Raw genomic sequence first — 17,897 nt, 5'->3', positions numbered from 1 at the left:
TAATTATAAAAACAAATACACAACTTTATAAAACAAGAATAAAGGTCTGCTAAATCGCCAGAATATCACCTTTCCCTTCAATCCATTTTGCGAAAAAATCGACGTTTTTCTTTTGAAAACTTTTAAATATCTATGATTAAATAATATCAGCCTTTTAATGTTACAATTCGCTAACAATCTGTTTACGATGTAAATTTTCGATTGCAGATGTTATTTATTTCCTCTTTTTGGTTCGTTTGTAGTACACTAGAAGAAAATACATAAAGTGAGGCTTGCTCAATGACTCCTGCTCATTTGGATTTACTTTTAGAAACCTGTTTGTTAGCTGGTAAAATTATGATAGAAAGCGATGCAGAAATGTACCGTGTTGAAGATACAATGAGCCGAATTGCGCTTGCTTCTGGCAACTATCGAATGGTTAGCTATGTGACACAAACCGGGTTATTTGTTGGCATAGATGGAACCTCCACGATTCGTATGGTTCAAGTAATGAAACGTGGCATTGATTTAGAAAAAATCTCTCGTGTGAATCAGCTGTCTCGTGCTTATGTGGCTGGTGATTTTTCTTTAGAGGAATTACTGAATAAACTAAAAGTGATTGATAGTGAACACCGACATTTTCCAATTAGCGCACGCATTGTTAGTGCGGCCGTTGTCAGCGCTACAATTATGATCCTTTTTGGTGGCGTCTGGTCCGATTTATTCTTGACTTTTCTGATTGGTGGTTGCGGCTATAGTCTTTATTATTTTAGTTTAAAGTTTCTCAAGATTAAATTTTTATCTGAATTTTTAGCTTCGCTGTTCATTGGTGCAGCCGCTATTCTTTCAGTCAAATTGGGACTCGGACAATCGCAAGATTTAATCATCATTGGTTGTGTCATGCCTTTAGTGCCTGGTGTGCAAATTACCAATGCTCTTCGCGATTTGCTAGCTGGACACTACTTATCGGGTGTTTCTCGTGGGACTGAAGCATTAATGACTTCAGGAATGATTGGTTTTGGCATTGCTTTTGTCTTTCAACTTTTCTATTAAAAGGAGTGACTTACTTGCTAGGAATCGTTTTGGTACAATTTATCTTTAGTTTTTTAGCTTCTGCGGCGTTTGCGATTATTATTAATGTTCCTCGACGATCACTGGTGGCTTGTGGTCTAACTGGTAGTGTGAGCTGGATGCTTTATTGGGGAATCGTTGAAGTTTTTAGTGGAAATGCAGCATTAGGTTCCCTTATCGGTGCTGTCGGTGTTGCGGCAGTAAGCTACCTATTCTCAAAAATATTGAAAATGCCTGTCACGATTTTTAATATTCCTGGTATTGTTCCATTGGTACCTGGTGGCTTAGCTTATCAAGCTGTTCGGAATATCGTAATTGGCAATTATGAAAAAGGCGCCTATTTTACCGTGCAAGCTGTAATGATTGCTGGGGCAATTGCGTTAGGCTTAGTCGCTTCTGAGGTTTTCAATCAGAATATCCGCAGCTTTCGAGAAAAAAGAGAATCTTTGGGTTTTATTCGTCGTAAACGCAACAAAATTAAAAAATAGATAGCAAAAAAGTTGGTTGCTTCCATTTGATAAGGAAGCAACCAACTTTTTTTAAAAGGAACGATAGACATATTGATTTTTTGGTGCTTGATCTGCTTTGACTTTCTCCACTTGCACAGTTGGTATTTGTCGTTTAAACGGTGGATAATAGGACAACTCAACCGTGCCGGTAATCGTTACCCAATCATTGTTTTGAAATTGGGTATGTTCAGGAAAATGAACCAACAAGCCAAAAACGCCAGAATCAGCGACACAATGAATAATCCCAAAACGGAAGACAAACTGGTCAACACTTTCTTCTCGTTTTGAATTATAGACAAAGCCTTTATAAGAAATCCTTTTTCCTGCAAATTGACTTGGATAATTATAGATTAGTTCCATAATTTCCAAATAGTTTTCATCCGTAATTGAAATCACAGATTGGCCATCATATTGTTTCATGGCTTTTGCCATCTGCTTGTCATAATCCGTCTTATTGAAATACATACTTGTATCAGGTTTCAAATATTGCGTTTGCATATCAGGATCCCCTACTGATTCTTTACTTACTGGAAAGTTAAAGCCTTTTGCTTCAACAATTGTTGTGTCTAAACTAACTGTCGGAAATAATAAGCCAACAATCAACGGTAAAGAAAGTAGTAAATAGGCAAGCCCTCTTTGGCTGGGTTTTTCCAAATTATGCTGATGGCCATGATGTTCATGTCCCCCATGTTGGTGCATGTCTTCATGTTTTTTTTGCATTGATGGATCTGCTTGGTTCCACAAAATCAATTGGACAATCGCCATAATAAAAGCTAAAACCATTGATAAAACAGCTAAGTAATTATAATGAATATTGATATATTGGTTCAGTTCACCTGAAATTTGAAGATACATCATCAACCCCATATATCCAATTAAAATAATAAATCGTATCATCGATTGTAGGCCTCCTTTCTAAACTACTGCCGCATAAATAGTTACGACAAGCGCCACTATCAAAACAAATTGTACAATGAATGACATCTTAAAATAACGTTTCATCATCAATAAATTTTTAATATCTACCATTGGACCAAAAACTAAGAAGGCGACAATTGGTCCTGTGCCAAATAAACTCAAAAGAGAAGAACCAATAAATGCATCTGCTTCTGAACAAAGTGATAGAGTGGCAGCGATGACTAGCATGACTAGAATCGCTAAAATCTTTGAATGGCCCAATTGCATAAGCGCACCAGTTGGAATATAGGTTTGCATGATTGCTGCTAACAAAGAACCAAAAATTAAATAACGACCCGTATCAAAAAATTCATCAATACTATGGGTTAACGCTGACCAGCCGTTTTTCCAAAATGAACGAGCTTCATCAACGTGTTCATGCGTATGAGCAACCTGCTCTTCTTTAATCTGCGCTAACTCTTTTTCTGTTAAAATTGATTCTTTTCGAAAATAAGCTAACCAAATGCCGATAACCCACGCGACAATCATACTGCCTAAAACTCGCCAAATCACAAATTTTGTTGCGCCACTAAAGGCTACGTATGTTGAAAATAGCACAATTGGATTAATGATTGGTGCCGTTAACATAAAAGCAAAAGCGGTATGTGTTGGTACATCTTTTTTAACAAATTGATGCACAATGGGTACGATCCCACATTCACAAGAAGGGAAGAAAAACCCTAGGAAACTACCTACACAAATTGATAAAAATTTATTTTTAGGTAACACTTTTTTTACTCGTTCTGGTGTTAAAAAAACATGTAAAGCGCCTGAAATCAAGCAACCTAACATGACAAAAGGCAATGCTTCGATAATAATCGAAAGAAAAATAGTGCTCATCTGTAAAACAGAGTTTGGTAAAAATTGAAACATTATAGACCTCCCACTAGTAAAAATCTAGTTAACTATACTCCTAACACCAGACAAACACAAGTATTTGTCAAAAAATTAACTAAGAGTTTAAAAGTATTATCACCGATGTCTCTGTCAAACCAGCTGGATAAAAGAACAAAAAATGAGCATGGGACAAAAATCACTTTGGATTTTTGCTCCACGCTCAAAAACTGATAAACCACCATTATTCTAAATTTGAAATAACTCTGAGGCTGAATCGGGGTCTGTATCATATACCTTAAATGCTTCACCGACGCCTAAATCCTTTTGCTTCAAAGTAGACTCCATTGCCATTCGCGCATGAAGTTTCGTATTATTTTCTTTGCTAAGATGGCCTAAATAAATGCGTTTTGTTTTATCACCTAACACATCCGCCATCACAAGAGCACCATCATCGTTGGATAGATGGCCTTTATCTCCTAAAATCCGTTGTTTAAGACTCCATGGATAAGGTCCTGCTCGCAAAATTTCAATTTCATGATTGCTTTCGACTAAATAAGCATCTGCGTTTTCAATCGTGCCACGAATATGATCGCTACAATAACCTGTATCCGTTAGAACAACAAAGGAACGATTATTGCGATGAAAACGATAAAATTGAGGCGCAATCGCATCATGTGAGACACCAAAACTTTCAATGTCCATATCTCCCAAGGTCAAAACTTTGCCCATTTCAAAAATATGTTTTTGAGCGACATCGACTTTGCCAATCATGGGATCCATCGCTTGCCACGTTTTTTCATTGGCATAGACATCTAACTTATATTTTCGCGCTAACACGCCAACGCCGTGAATGTGATCCCGATGTTCATGTGTAACTAAAATCGCATCTAAATCTTCTGGTTTGCGATTGACTTCTGCTAACAGTGAAGTGATTTTTTTGCCACTTAAACCCGCATCTACTAATACTTTCTTTTGGTTGGTTTCAATAAAAAGGGAATTGCCTGTACTGCCACTGGCAAGAACACTGATATTAAAAGCAAACTCTGAATCCATTTAAAACTCTTCCCTTCTACATTACAACATTAACGTGTTTCATTATACAACGGACCTTAATGTTTTTCCACCTTTGGCACAGTATTATTTGTGATGATGGTATTACTTACGGCATTCACCTGTTCAATTTCAACTGAATCTTCACCAGTAGAAATTCCTACAAACCAGACTGGAACGTATACATTTTTCTCACGAATTTTATAAATTCTTGAATAGGCCAATTTAATGAATGTTATTTTGGAATTACTAGGAATCCGGTTATTCATATAGAGCGTGTCTATCGCATCACGATTGGAATATAAATCCGTTTTGTCCCGTAACTCTTCAATATTTTCAATGTGCGTTTGCGAATATTTACTAATTTTCCATAATTCACCTGACGTATCTGCTAAAATACTTAATTTTGCCGTGTCGTCTCTAAAAGGAATTCCTTTATACGATTGTGCAGCCACAATTTCTGCCGTCGGCTCTTTTAAATGAGAAAATTCTGGTAAGTATTGATATTCGTCTCCGAATAATAAAGCATTTTTTTCATTTAAAAAGGTACTTAAATCTTTATCAATTTTCTTAGGATCAATAAAATAGTTTTTACTAGGTACACTCGTTAAAGTATTATCCGCAATTTGCAGCCCATTTCTCAAAAAATTTTTATTCTTTTCACGTTGGATTTTTAAAGCAGCAGAAAAATTGGTTTGTTCGCCACTTAAATAATAACCTTCCAATCGTTCTGAAGAAAGTGTCCCTTTATACGAGATGTTATCTTTTTCCAACCGACTTTCAATCGATTCTGTTTGGCTGGAAGAAGAGACGTTGCTCTCCTCTTGTTGACCTTCCCGATAAATTCCAAATAAAAAGATATTTAATCCTAAAAACGCTAAGAAGAAAATCCACTCAATTCGTTTAAAATCCATTAGCCCACCTCCAAGCTTGGTAATTGTTTTACCAAGTCCGTTGCAGTGTACCAATTGTTGTTATAAAGGACATACCATTCCGGACTTAAATCAACGACTTGTTTGACTTCTTCAATTGTCTGCCACGTATAACCGATAACAGCCGATTGGATTTTTTCCTTTTTAGCACCAGCCGTTTCTAAACGCTTAATCAATTTTTCCGTGCTTTCCAGCGTCACTTCTTCTTCTGAAGGAATCGGCACTTGGATCGTATTCACACTTGTGTTAATGGTTACGCTTGGTGCAGCACCATCGTTGTTCGTGATGCGAATATCCACTTGGCCTTTTAAATCATTACTGAACACTGGGAAACCTTCCACAAAAGTCCGATAATTGACACTATCTTTCGTTCGATCAAAGTAACGTAAATTCCCCATATTGGTTCCTAAACGTTTTACATAAGAAAAGCTTTGATTATAGATTGAGTCCCGTTTATTCTCTTCTGGCAAGGTCCCTTTAAAATCGATTTTCCCCAGTTTTTCTTCTGCAAACAATCGTTCTTCTTTACTCGTATAGGTTAAGTCTTGACTGTCTTCATTGGTTTGGATATCTTCCGTTTCATTGAAAAAAGCATTCCTAAAACGAGTAACTGGTTGCGAAGCTAAGATATAACTGTACTTTTTCAACTTCATATCATTGGTTAAATAACATTGTCCTTGTTTGGTTAGCGTATTTTCGGAAACGTCTTGATATTGCAATCCCTCTTTATTGATAATTCCCATTAAGCGCGCCTTATTAACAGTCATGGGCGCTTCATAGACGTTGGATTGATCATAATCTAAAAAACGTATCTTATTTTCGTTAAAATCCAATTGAATTTTCGTAAAATACTGGTCCGTCAACTCATTAAAGTTAGTAAAATTAATGGATAGATTATAAATCGAAGCATAGTCCGAGATTAAAAAGGGACCTTGATAAAGAAGTTCAATGCCTTGTTCCATTTGGTTGTAGCGCTTAAGTTGCTCTGCATTTTTTGTCACAACTTGTGTCAATTTACCAAACGTAGCCATTTTAATATCATTTTGAACATTACTAATTAATGTTTCACGATTACTTTGCATCGCTTTTCCATCAGTTATTCGAATCAATTGCAAAGGTAAATAGACATCGCCAATGGCTTTTTCATTGACAGCTGTTGTGACTTGGCTTCCCGACTTCATTTCTGGTATTTTTTTGGCAGAATTCAGCCAGATATTGACTGAAAAATATATACTTAAAATGACCATCAAAATCAAGCCAATTCTTGTAATCCATTCTGATAATTTCATCATTCCCACCAATCCTCTTCATAAGGTTCATATGGTAGTGAAATATAGAAAGTCGATCCTTCACCTTCTGTACTTTCCACCCAAATACTCCCGTTATGGGCCCGAATTACTTCTTTAGAAATTGCTAAACCTAAACCAGTCCCACCTTGTGCTCGCGCACGTGCTTTATCCACACGATAAAAACGCTCGAAGACTTTCCCGAGATCTTTTTTAGGGATGCCCAAACCTTGGTCCGAGATACTAAAGACGACATTATTATGTGTTTCAACTAGTCGGCAGGTAATGACGCCGCCATCTGGCGAATACTTAATCGCATTGTTCAAAATGTTGTCTAAAACCTGAATTACTTTGTCTGTATCTAATTCTACCCATAAATCGCGTTTAGTAAATTCACGGCAAATTTTGTAATTTTTTTGCTCATTTTCAATCATCATATCAAAGCGATCCAAGACAAAATTAATCAATTCGTTAAAATTCACATACTCTAATTGAAGATGTGTATTCCCAGAGTCCATCCGAGATAAATTTAACAAATCATTAATCATACGAATCATCCGGTCGGTTTCTTCTAACGTGACTTTTAAGAAATTCGGCGCAATCTCAGGGTTTTCCCAAGCTCCTTCACTCAAAGCCTCTATATAACTACGCATACTTGTTAAAGGCGTTCGCAACTCATGAGAAACATTGGAAACAAATTCCCGTCTTTCCCGTTCGTTTTTTTCCTGTTCTGTGACGTCATGAAGTACGCAAACTAAGCCAGTAATAAATCCTGATTCCCGACGAATCATTGTAAAGTCTACCCGGATAATCATTTGGTCTTCTTCACGATCAGACGTTGAGCGATCAATCAGCAGTTCATCTGGCTCTTCTAACAGCTTCCGCAATGTGTAATCTTCTTCAATATCTAACAACTCTAATAACGAGGTCCCAATCACATTTTCATTTTTTACATTTAATAATGAAAGGGCCATTTCATTAATCGTAATCACCTTTCCGCGGCGATCCGTCGCAATGACACCATCTGTCATATGCGTTAAGACACTATCTAAACGATTTCTTTCTGCTTCCATTGTTTCTTGTGCTTCTTCAATCCGTTCTGATAATTGATTAAATGTTTCTGCTAATTGGCCTAATTCATCTTTTCCATGGACTTCTACTTTTCCAGCGTAATCACCACGAGCGATTCGAATGGCTTGCTCGCGCATTTCACCAATCGGCTTCGTGATTGATCGTGCAATCAGTAAAGTCACAATAATCGAGATTGCTGCGGCAATAATAGAAGCAGTGAAAAAGATACTTGCTGTGTTGGTAATTTCTTGGTATTTATTTTCTAAATTACTTTTCACATAAAGGACGCCAATCACTGTTTCTCCAGTAGGCGATTGAATCGGCTGGACATTCACATACACGCGTTTATCATTATCTAAAGCTTGATATTTTTTACTCGTAAAGTCATTTAAATCACGATAATCATTCTTTTTCCCAATAATATTTTGTTGATTTAAATCATTGGTTGCCCGAATAATCCCTTTATCATCGACAATTCTCGCTTCAGAAATATCTGCATTTGAAAAATCAGATAACGCTTTTTTTAAATTTGCATCAACGTCACTACGTTCGAGATCTTTGTTGCTCATCTGCGTGCTTAACGTATTTGACAATTGGACAACTTGGGAATCCATATTTTTTTTAAAATCGGAAATTGTAGTGGCTTCCAATTCACGAATGAAATAGCCACCAATGATTTGAATCGCAATCAGTAACAGCAGAATAAATGATAACGCAATCTTAAAATTAACAGATTGAAAAAAGTGAACTTTTTTCTTCATACCTGATTACTCCTGTTCAGGATTTCTTAGATAATAACCAACCCCACGACGAGTAACCAAATACGTTGGATGACTTGGACTATCTTCAATTTTTTCTCTTAAACGACGCACGGTTACGTCCACTGTCCGCACATCACCAAAATAATCATAACCCCAAACGGTTTGTAACAAATGTTCACGAGTCATCACTTGTCCGATATGTTTTGCTAAGTAATAAAGTAACTCAAATTCACGGTGGGTTAATTCAATTTTTTCACCCCGTTTTGAGACCATGTATGCATCAGGATGAATGGTTAAATCACCAATCGTTAATTCAGATTGTGTTGTCACCTCGGCTTCTTTCGCATTGGTTGCACCTCGCCGTAAATTGGCTTTTACACGAGCAACTAATTCACGATTTGAAAATGGTTTCGTTACATAGTCATCGGCTCCTAATTCTAATCCTAAAACCTTATCAATTTCAGAATCTTTGGCAGTCACCATAATGATTGGCATATCATGTGTTTTGCGCACTTCTCGCGCGACTTCTAAGCCATCCATTTTAGGGAGCATTAAGTCTAAAATAATTAAGTCTGGTTCCACTTCTTCCACTTTTTCAAGTGCTTCTTCTCCATCGTAAGCAGTAAATACTTCATATCCTTCTTTAACCAAATTATATTTAACGATCTCTGAAATTGGCTTCTCGTCATCAACTACTAAAATTTTCTTCACAAAGAGACACCTCTTTTTCCTTCTAATCTTATTTGATACTTTCCTATTATACCTTATTTTGATGATGTTTTCATCTTTGGTTAAAAATGCGCCTTTAGGTTCTCCTAGTATAACAAAAAAAGAATCTCTGACAACAATTGACGCTTGTTATCAAAGATTCTTCTTCCGCTAATCTATTCTTCCGTATCTAAGACGAATTTAGCTACAAGAGCGGCTAATAATCCACCAATTAATGGCGCAACGATAAAAATCCACAACTCAGATAACGCTGAACCACCCGCAAAAACAGCTGGCGCGATGCTACGAGCTGGGTTGACAGAAGTTCCTGTCAAAGGAATACCGACTAAGTGAATCATTGTTAGTGTTAACCCAATTACGATTCCTGCTAATGAAGCATTGCCTTTCTTAGCACTTGTAACTGTCATGACAACTAAAACAAAAATAAATGTTAAAATAATTTCGACTGTCAATGCACCAGCAACACTTAATTCCCCTACGCCATTTTGACCTAAGTTCTCAATACTTTTACCAGCACCTTTTAGAATGCTTAATAATGCAAATGAGGCAATCAAGCCGCCAAGAATTTGTCCCACTACATAGTAGATTAGTTCCATTGTTGTTATTCGTTTATTAAGCCACATTCCTATAGAAACAGCTGGATTTAGATGTGCACCTGAAATTGTGCCAATACTATAGGCAGCAGCAACGATTGTTAACCCAAATGCTAAGGCAATCCCCGTTGTTCCAATCCCTTCCATACCATTTCCTAGAACGGCTGTTCCTGTCCCAAAAAAGACAAGAATAAATGTTCCTAAACATTCTGCTATTGCTTTTTTCACAAAAAATTCCCCCTTTGTAGATGAATTGTAACACATTCGTGAAATTTTCAATATAATTTTCGTTGTTTTTCCAGCAAAATGATATTTCTATGAAAAAGAGAAATCTTAAATGAAAAATCCCCTCAAAAAAATTTGAGGGGATTTTTCATTTAATTAATCATTTAATAACTGTATGCCAACACCTAAAAGTCCTGGTCCTGTATGAACAACTAATGCCGGACTAATTGTTCCAAAGTAAATTTCTTCTGCTTGTGGAAAAGCTGCTTTCAAGCGTTCCATCATTGCTTTTGCTTCTTCCTCTGCCGCACCGTGAGCGACTGCCAAACGGAAACGGGGTGCCTCACCTATAAAGTTCGTCACCAACTCAAACGTTTTATCAAGACTTTTTTTACGGCCGCGAGACTTAGCCACCGTATAGTAAATGCCTTCTTCATTACAAGAAATAATGGGGTTTAATTTTAGCGCATTCCCTAAAATAGAAGTGACTAAACCAATTCGTCCACCTTTTTGTAGATATTCTAAAGTGGCTACATTAAAAAATACTTTTGCGTTGGCTACTTCTTCTGTTAATTTTTGTTGTAATTCTTGCCATCCTAATACTGTTTCAATTAATTCTGCTGCTCGTATCGCCTGAATGCCAGCCCCAATACCAATGTTCTTTGTATCTAAAACAAATACATCTAGTCCTTCGGTTTGTTCTCCAAGCAAGCGAACCACATTATAGGTTCCACTTAAACCACTAGAAATGGTCACCGCTAAGACTTTTTCGTAACCCGCTTCTTTAATTTTGTCAAAAATAGCTTGGATTGTTGCGCCATCTGGTAATGAAGTACTAGGGATTTCTTTCTCTAAACGTTGATACACTTCTTCTGGTGTAATATCTACCTTATCTGTATAGGTTTTTTCAGGATAAATAATCTGTAAAGGCAAGACATACATGCCGTATTGTTTGACTAATGCCTCTGGAACATCTGTCCCAGAATCAACCAGTAGTGCGATCTTTTCTTTATTCATGTGTCATCTCATCCATTTCTTTTAAGTATTCTTGTTCCAATTCAATCACTTTTTCACTAAACATTTTAGTAGCAAAAGACATTGTCGCTGCTTTTACAGCCAAATATTCAATCCCCATAGGTTCTTGTGATTTGGCCTGAACTTCTTTTTCTTGCGCTTGAGCAGCAATCACATAAATCGCTCGTTCCTGTTCTTGACAAAATAAATTGTACGCTTCACGAATACCAACCGTAGCTCCTTGGAATAAAATGCCTTGCTTAATTTCTGGCAATGTTAACACTTGTTTCAACAACGTAATCGCAATTAAAAACGCTAAATGCTTTTGATTGTAGCGCTTTTTCACTGGGGCCGGGATTAACCCGTGTTTGACATAATTATTAACCATTGAGGACGTTAACAAAGTATGTTTTTCCAGTGTAATCAATGGGGATAAGTATTTTTCTATCAGAGTAATCACTTGATCCATATATAATTCAATATCTGGTAACTCATGCCATCTTGGCAAATGAACATTTTCCAATTGTTGGCCCCAATCTTGTAGTGATTTTTCTATCTCGTCCATAAAAACCCTCCTAACCATTTCTAAAAAAGAATATCATACTTTTGACAATTATTCAATCTAGTTTTTAAAACTAGATTGAATAAAAAAGAAAAGCGAGCAATTTTGGAATTGTTCACTTTTCTCTCTTTATTTTTTTAAAGAACGTTTTCCGATTAAAACACCTATCAAAAACAGGCCTTCTAATAAAACAAAAAACAAGATAAAACAATGCATAAAGTAGGCTTCAGGCAAGGCATTGATAATCGGATCAGTCAGCGGATTAAATAACCAAGCATCGTTGTTAAAAAATAATCCATGAAACGCAATAAAAAATTGATCAAAGCCAATCAGCATGAAAAAGCCAAAAAGCACAGGCAAAAACATTCCCCACTGAAATGGCCGTATCAATGTCCATAAACGCTGATTTTTCACCAAATATTTTAAATAAAGGACACTAGGCATCAACGTAACTAGTAATACGCCATAGCACAATAAAAACAATTTTTTCACTTCATAAAAATGAAAAGCCGCGCTATCAGACATTGGAAAATCAGGAAATACTAATGTTTTTTCAAAAGGATTGTTTAAGTACATCATTAAATGATCGTAATTTTTAATCAAGGTCACACGATCAACCTCTACGTCTTTTAAAATATTTAAGTGTTGGATATCAAAAAGATACAATGGACGAAAATTAATCGTGATCGTGATACTTAAAGCCACAATCGTTAAAAACAAACAAATGAGTCCAAGCGTTTCCCTTAAACGCAATTTCGACCTCATCATACTCAAAAAGTCCATTCATCTAAGGAATCAACAACATAGGTTGGTGGCGTTGGCAAAGTTGGAACAGCTGACTTAGGGGTAAAACCCGATGTAACTAACAAGCTATCAATACCATTTTGAATCCCTGATTGAATATCGGTTTCATAATTATCTCCAACCATAATTACTTGCTCTTTTTCCACGCCTAAATGCGCAATCGCTCGTTCCATGATAATCGCTTTTGGTTTGCCAATATAAACTGGTTTTGTTTGAGTAGCTGTCTCCACAAACGTCACAACTGAACCTGCACCAGGTAATAAGCCTCTTTCTGTCGGAATGTTCTTATCTGGATTGGTCCCAATAAACAACGCCCCTTTTTGAATGGCTAAGGTAGCTAAAACCACTTTTTCGTAAGATAATTCTGTATCAAGTCCCACGACAACATAATCAGGATTTGTTTCATCCCATTCAAAACCTGCTTCTAAAATTAAGTCAATTAAACCTGCCTCGCCGATGACAAAGACTTTCTTGCCTCGATTGGTTTCTTTCATGTAATCAATCGTCGCTAAAGTCGCTGTATAAACAAGGGATGCTGGGACATGAATATCAAATTCATTTGCTAAACGTTGTGCCACTGTTTCAGGAGATTTAGTGGTATTATTCGTTACAAATAAAAAAGGCAAATCTTTTTCCTGTAACTGCTCGACAAAACGTTTTCCGGCTGGAATTGGTTCTTTTCCTAAATAAATCGTTCCATCTAAATCAATTAAATATCCTTGATAGTCTTTTTTCACTCTGTTTACTCCTCACGTTGACGAATCGTAAAGCCTTTGCCAGATTTTTTGGGACTAGGCTGTTTGGGTGTAGTCGTTTTTTTATTTTCTTCTTTTCGCGTACGAATCACTGGCTTGCTATTTTTATTAGCGGGCGCACTCTTTTCCTCGACAAACGCGTTAGAACGATTATTCTTTTTATGGCGACGACGACGATGCGTTGTTTTTTCTTTACGTTCCCCTGTTCGTTCAATTACAAAATAGGCACAGCCAAAATTACAATATTCATACAAATAGTCTTCTAGTGTATCAATGCGTTGATCCGGCGCTGCCCGACGATTAGAAGTATCAAAAAAGCCACGCAAGCGTAACTGTTCATAGCCCCAGTCTCCTACGATATAATCATAACGCGCTAATACTTCACTAAACCGTTCACCTAAGCGTTCAGGATCAAAGGCATCACGATGATTTTTAACAATTCGGTACTCTCTTTCACCAATTTGAATATCTGTTTCATTCACAATGGTGACAATTTCCCCTTTTTTCTTTTCTTTTACAGGTTCTTCTTTTATTTCTTCAAGGACTGCTGTTAGTTCTTCTGTAAAGGTTGCAGCAGTTTCTGTTTCTTTTTTTTCGGTTGTCTTTTTGTCTGTCATTTTTTCACCACCTAGTTTTTATTATACCTTGTTTTTATTTGATTGGATAGTGGGCATGCAGATAGTTCGCCACGACAGTTCTTAAAACGTCTGGAAATAAAAATTCGACTTCTCCAACTAACTCAATCGTTGGGAAAAACGGAACAAATTGAAAGTGATCCACTGTTGTCAGCGTATACTTCTGCTCTGGCTGAATAGGTTTCCCTTGCCAAAAAACGGTCTGGCTATTTCGCTCAAAACGAATCCCGTCATAACATAATTCGCCAAAAATTTTCCCGCGGAAGCCCATCCCGCGAATCGGAAATTTCCGCAGAAATTGACGACTTTTTTCCATTTCACGAATCAAACGGCTCATGTCTGACCCTTTCAAGGTAACCTTGATTAAATGCATTGGATGAGGCAAGGCCTCATGTAATTGGTCTGCATTGATTATTCCTTCTGGTAAATCTGCTAAAAATAACCCGTTGTTCAACACAGCCGCTTCGGTCTGCCCCGCTTCTTTTAACGCCTTCAAGGCAACAGTTATAAAGGCATGCGGTTGCCGTAAGTCCGTTGACAAGGTTTCAGGGATTTGTGCAATTTGCTGCGCTTGCAATAGTCGATGACCTTCCGTTAAGTAACCCGCAATTTCCTTGGCATCAGTTGCTTGCTCTTCTAAACTTGCTGTTTCCATCGTTTTTGCATAACTTGTGACTTGCTTCGTGTCGTCATCCACAAACAGATGCACTTCACCAATATACTGTCCATATTTGCCAGCAGCTGCTAGTTGCACATGATTAATTTTTTCACCATCTTTAAATAAATGATGTGTATGGGAACCTAAAATCACTTGAATTTCAGGATAATTCGCCGCAATCATAAAATCAGTATCTATCCCCAAGTGACTAAGCAAAATGAGAACATCACATTGAGGCGCAACTTCTGTAATCAGTTGAGGAAGGACTGCTTCCACTTGTTTGATTGTCCAGCCATTGGGATTATACGTTAAAGGAAATGGTGCGGTTAAGCCAATAAACCCTAACTTTGTGCCTTCTTTAGTTGTCATAATTTTATATGCTTGACAAAAATCTGGTAACGTTTGGGTTTTTGGTTCTTCTAAATTAGCTAAGACCACTTCAAATGTTGCCTGATCATATAAATGCTCTAATTGTTTCTTTGAATTGCCGATTCCTTCATTATTTCCAATTGTAACCAGATCATACGCTAATGTATTCATTATAGCTACATTTGCTCGACCATCTGTTGCTTCGGTCAAAGGATGACACCGATCTGAAAAGTCACCTAAATCAATGGTTACGACTGTTTTGCCCTCTTTTTGGTACAGCGAACGTTTGGCTTTAACCAGACGCCGTATTTTGGGCCAATTTTCAAAGTGAGAATGAAGATCATTGGTATGGAACAACACAATCTCTTCCACTAAAATCGCCTCCTTTATTCAGCGCTCTGATTAATAGTACCATATTTATAGAAGAAAGTTACAAAAAAGAACAGATGACTTTAGAAGAATTTCTCCTAAAATCACCTGCTTTTATCAGGACGAACTATGCATTATTTTTGGGACGCTTGCGTTGCGTCGCTTCCATGATAACTGGTAAGATCACAGGACGACGTTTGGTTTGTTCAAATAAATAACGGCTTAAGTTTTCGCGGATTTCTTGTTTCAGTTTGCTCCATTCGAAATCGTCACTTTCTAAATGCTTTTCAACAATTTCTGTGACAATATTGCTACTTTCTTTCATTAGGTCTTTACTTGTTTTAACGTAAACAAAACCTCTAGAAGTAATTTTAGCTGGTGAAACAATTCGTTTTTCTCGACGATTAATTGTCACAACAGCCACAAAAATACCATCTTCGGAAAGAATACGACGATCCCGTAAAACGATATTACCAATATCGCCGACACCAATCCCGTCAATCATAATATTTTCGGCCGTTGTGCTGCCAGCTACCGACATTCTACCTTTTGTATACTCTAGAATGTCCCCACGACCTGTAATAAAGATATCTTTATAAGGCATGCCAATTTCGTGTGCTAAGTCCGCATGCGCAGCTAACTGGCGGTATTCACCTTGGACAGGAATGAAATATTTTGGTTTCATTAAGTTCAGCATCAATTGCAAGTCATTCGGATTAGCGTGACCAGACACACGTAAATTGTCGGAAATTTGCTTCACCGTAGCACCGGCCCGATAGACAATATCCTCTGTTTTGGCAACCGTTGTTTCCATGGCCGTTGTCGGCGTTGTCGTAATATAAACTAAATCGCCTTCTTCAATTCGAACGACACCATGTGTATTATTAGCCATTTTTTGAAGTGACTTAATAGGTTCTCCCATCCGGCCTGTTTCTAAAATTAATAACTGTTCGGGTGCATATTTTTTCATTTCTTTTGGTTTCACTAATAGATCTTCGCTTGGCAATTGTAATTTTTCTAATTTCATCGCCGTCCGAATAATCCGTTCAAAATCTTGGCCTGTCAAAACGACTTTACGACCAGAACGATCCGCTGCATTCAATACTTGTTGAACCCGTTGCAAATTACTTGCCACACATGCCACGATGATTCGTCCTTCCCAATAGCGAATCGTGTCGAACACTTCATCAGCGATTTGGGCTTCCGATGCAACTTGGGCTGGGTTTTCAGCATTTGATGAATCACTAAGTAGCGCCAAGACGCCTTCTTTCCCAATTTCAGCCAAGCGGCCATAATCGGTTTGATACATCTCAATCGCACTTTGATCAAATTTAAAATCACCAGTATAAACAATGTTACCTTCTTTTGTTTTGATGCTAACACCAATCGAATCTGGAATGGTGTGCGTTGTTTTAAAGAAGCTCACCGTTGCTTGACCAAAATCAATTTCTGTATGCGGGTCAATCACATGGAAATCTTTAAATTTCTTCGTTTCCGCATGACTGTTGACACTTAGTTTTGCTAGTTCAATCGTTAATTCTGTCCCAAAAACAGGCACTTGAATTTTTGAAAGCAAATACGGTAAGGCCCCAATTGCATCTGCATGGCCATGTGTTAAAAAGACCCCTGCAATTCGTTCACTATTTTCTTCTAAATACGTAAAATCCGGAATGACAACGTCAATTCCTAAAAGTTCGTTCTCTGGATATTGTAATCCACAATCCAGTACAAAAATTTCATCTTCCACTTCAGCAACGTACATATTTTTTCCATTTTCACGAACGCCGCCTAATGGAACGATTTTTATTGTACTCACTCTTTTCACCTCTCTATGATTACACGTTCTTTAAATCTCTAACGTGCGAATAATTCTTTGCTCTTCTTCTGGTGTACAAGCAACTAGAGGTAAACGTAAATTTCCAACAGGAATACCTAAATGATTTAAGGCCGCTTTCACGGGTGCCGGCGAAGGCACTGAAAACAATGCGTTCATTTTTGGTAATAACTGTCGTTGAATTTTAGCCGCTTCCGGCAAGTTCCCCTGCTCCAGCGCTTGATACATCTCATACATTGACGAACCGAAGACATGACTGGCTACCGAAATAACCCCTTGTCCGCCAAGTGCCTTGGTGGCAAAAGCCAACCCGTCTTCTCCAGTATACACTAGAAAGTCTTTTGGCGCTCTTTCAATCAACTCAGTAATTGCATCTAACCCTGCACATTCTTTAATCGCCACAATTTTTTCCAATTGTGCTAAGCGCAAAGTAGTTTCCACTTCTAGACATGCAGCCGTTCTACCAGGAACATTGTACAAAATAATTGGTAGTTCACTTGCTTCTGCGATGGTTTTAAAATGTTGATACATACCTTCTTGATTTGGTTTATTATAATAAGGAACAACCGCCAAAACAGCATCGATACCAGCGATTGTCGCTAACTCTTTCACAAAAGCGACTGAGTCACGTGTATCATTCGTACCCACACCACAAATAATCGGAATACGTCCATCAATCAGTTCAATAATTCGCTGGAATAATTGTAATTCTTCTTCATGAGTTAACGTGGGTGATTCACCAGTTGTTCCTGCTAAAATAACGCCTTCTGTATGATTGGCCAATAAATAGTCTACCAATTGCGGTAGTTTATCAAAATCTATTTCTCCCGATTCTTGAAACGGCGTAACCATTGCCGTAATAATTGTTGCATTCGTTAAATCCATCCTATTCCCTCC

Annotated in this window: 18 protein-coding genes; 2 read left to right on the top strand and 16 right to left on the bottom strand. The window is 37.4% G+C overall.

Translation table 11 applies throughout. From position 1 onward, the window contains the following. Positions 1-279: 279 nt before the first annotated feature. Positions 280-1,032 carry a threonine/serine exporter family protein gene (locus IGI80_RS10395; protein WP_002357938.1) on the top strand — a complete coding sequence of 251 codons (753 nt, stop codon included), beginning with the start codon at positions 280-282 and terminating at the stop codon, positions 1,030-1,032. 5 nt (positions 1,033-1,037) lie between these two features. After that, complete coding sequence (locus tag IGI80_RS10390; protein ID WP_368023048.1) at positions 1,038-1,538, top strand: threonine/serine exporter family protein; 501 nt, start codon at positions 1,038-1,040, stop codon at positions 1,536-1,538. Positions 1,539-1,589: 51 nt separating this feature from the next. Here the strand turns inward: IGI80_RS10390 and IGI80_RS10385 are convergent, their stop codons facing one another. From IGI80_RS10385 to dapA, 16 genes are all read right to left on the bottom strand, one after another. After that, on the bottom strand, positions 1,590-2,456 hold the full coding sequence (locus IGI80_RS10385) for a TIGR03943 family putative permease subunit (RefSeq protein ID WP_002357940.1): 867 nt from the start codon (positions 2,454-2,456) through the stop codon (positions 1,590-1,592). 18 nt (positions 2,457-2,474) lie between these two features. Then, a complete protein-coding gene (locus tag IGI80_RS10380) occupies positions 2,475-3,389 on the bottom strand; it encodes a permease (RefSeq protein ID WP_002357942.1) in 915 nt (304 codons plus the stop codon). A gap of 210 nt (positions 3,390-3,599) precedes the next feature. Then, a complete protein-coding gene (locus IGI80_RS10375) occupies positions 3,600-4,406 on the bottom strand; it encodes an MBL fold metallo-hydrolase (protein WP_002357943.1) in 807 nt (268 codons plus the stop codon). Positions 4,407-4,462: 56 nt separating this feature from the next. Beyond that, positions 4,463-5,317: a two-component system regulatory protein YycI gene (locus IGI80_RS10370; RefSeq protein ID WP_002365516.1), complete on the bottom strand. Its 855-nt coding sequence runs from the start codon at positions 5,315-5,317 to the stop codon at positions 4,463-4,465. Continuing rightward, complete coding sequence (locus IGI80_RS10365) at positions 5,317-6,627, bottom strand: YycH family regulatory protein (protein WP_002404482.1); 1,311 nt, start codon at positions 6,625-6,627, stop codon at positions 5,317-5,319. The genes IGI80_RS10370 and IGI80_RS10365 overlap by 1 nt, the downstream gene beginning before the upstream one ends. Then, complete coding sequence (gene walK / locus IGI80_RS10360; protein ID WP_002379340.1) at positions 6,624-8,453, bottom strand: cell wall metabolism sensor histidine kinase WalK; 1,830 nt, start codon at positions 8,451-8,453, stop codon at positions 6,624-6,626. The genes IGI80_RS10365 and walK overlap by 4 nt, the downstream gene beginning before the upstream one ends. Positions 8,454-8,459: 6 nt before the next feature. Next, entirely contained in the window at positions 8,460-9,164 is a 705-nt protein-coding gene (gene yycF / locus IGI80_RS10355; protein WP_002357947.1) for a response regulator YycF, read from the bottom strand. 173 nt (positions 9,165-9,337) lie between these two features. Beyond that, positions 9,338-10,039 carry an MIP/aquaporin family protein gene (locus IGI80_RS10350; RefSeq protein WP_438723362.1) on the bottom strand — a complete coding sequence of 234 codons (702 nt, stop codon included), beginning with the start codon at positions 10,037-10,039 and terminating at the stop codon, positions 9,338-9,340. Positions 10,040-10,156: 117 nt separating this feature from the next. Further along, entirely contained in the window at positions 10,157-11,017 is an 861-nt protein-coding gene (locus IGI80_RS10345; RefSeq protein WP_438723361.1) for a DegV family protein, read from the bottom strand. After that, positions 11,010-11,579 (bottom strand): DUF1836 domain-containing protein, encoded by a 570-nt coding sequence (locus IGI80_RS10340; protein WP_002361647.1) that lies wholly within the window; start codon positions 11,577-11,579, stop codon positions 11,010-11,012. Before IGI80_RS10340 ends, IGI80_RS10345 begins: the two co-directional genes overlap by 8 nt. A gap of 126 nt (positions 11,580-11,705) precedes the next feature. Next, complete coding sequence (locus IGI80_RS10335) at positions 11,706-12,359, bottom strand: TIGR01906 family membrane protein (protein ID WP_002381967.1); 654 nt, start codon at positions 12,357-12,359, stop codon at positions 11,706-11,708. Beyond that, on the bottom strand, positions 12,347-13,117 hold the full coding sequence (locus tag IGI80_RS10330) for a TIGR01457 family HAD-type hydrolase (RefSeq protein ID WP_002357953.1): 771 nt from the start codon (positions 13,115-13,117) through the stop codon (positions 12,347-12,349). The genes IGI80_RS10335 and IGI80_RS10330 overlap by 13 nt, the downstream gene beginning before the upstream one ends. A gap of 5 nt (positions 13,118-13,122) precedes the next feature. After that, on the bottom strand, positions 13,123-13,752 hold the full coding sequence (locus tag IGI80_RS10325; protein WP_002357954.1) for a YutD family protein: 630 nt from the start codon (positions 13,750-13,752) through the stop codon (positions 13,123-13,125). A gap of 34 nt (positions 13,753-13,786) precedes the next feature. Next, positions 13,787-15,169: a bifunctional metallophosphatase/5'-nucleotidase gene (locus IGI80_RS10320; protein WP_289853445.1), complete on the bottom strand. Its 1,383-nt coding sequence runs from the start codon at positions 15,167-15,169 to the stop codon at positions 13,787-13,789. Positions 15,170-15,293: 124 nt separating this feature from the next. After that, a complete protein-coding gene (locus tag IGI80_RS10315; RefSeq protein WP_002357956.1) occupies positions 15,294-16,982 on the bottom strand; it encodes a ribonuclease J in 1,689 nt (562 codons plus the stop codon). Between the two features lie 30 nt (positions 16,983-17,012). After that, a complete protein-coding gene (gene dapA / locus IGI80_RS10310) occupies positions 17,013-17,885 on the bottom strand; it encodes a 4-hydroxy-tetrahydrodipicolinate synthase (protein ID WP_002361644.1) in 873 nt (290 codons plus the stop codon). Between the last annotated feature and the right edge of the window lie 12 nt (positions 17,886-17,897).

The organism is Enterococcus sp. DIV1420a, assembly GCF_051712165.1.
In the GTDB taxonomy this organism is placed as follows: Bacteria; Bacillota; Bacilli; order Lactobacillales; family Enterococcaceae; genus Enterococcus; species Enterococcus faecalis.
The sequence above is the reverse complement of the archived record's forward strand: the minus strand, read 5'-3'. Positions and strand labels throughout refer to the sequence as shown.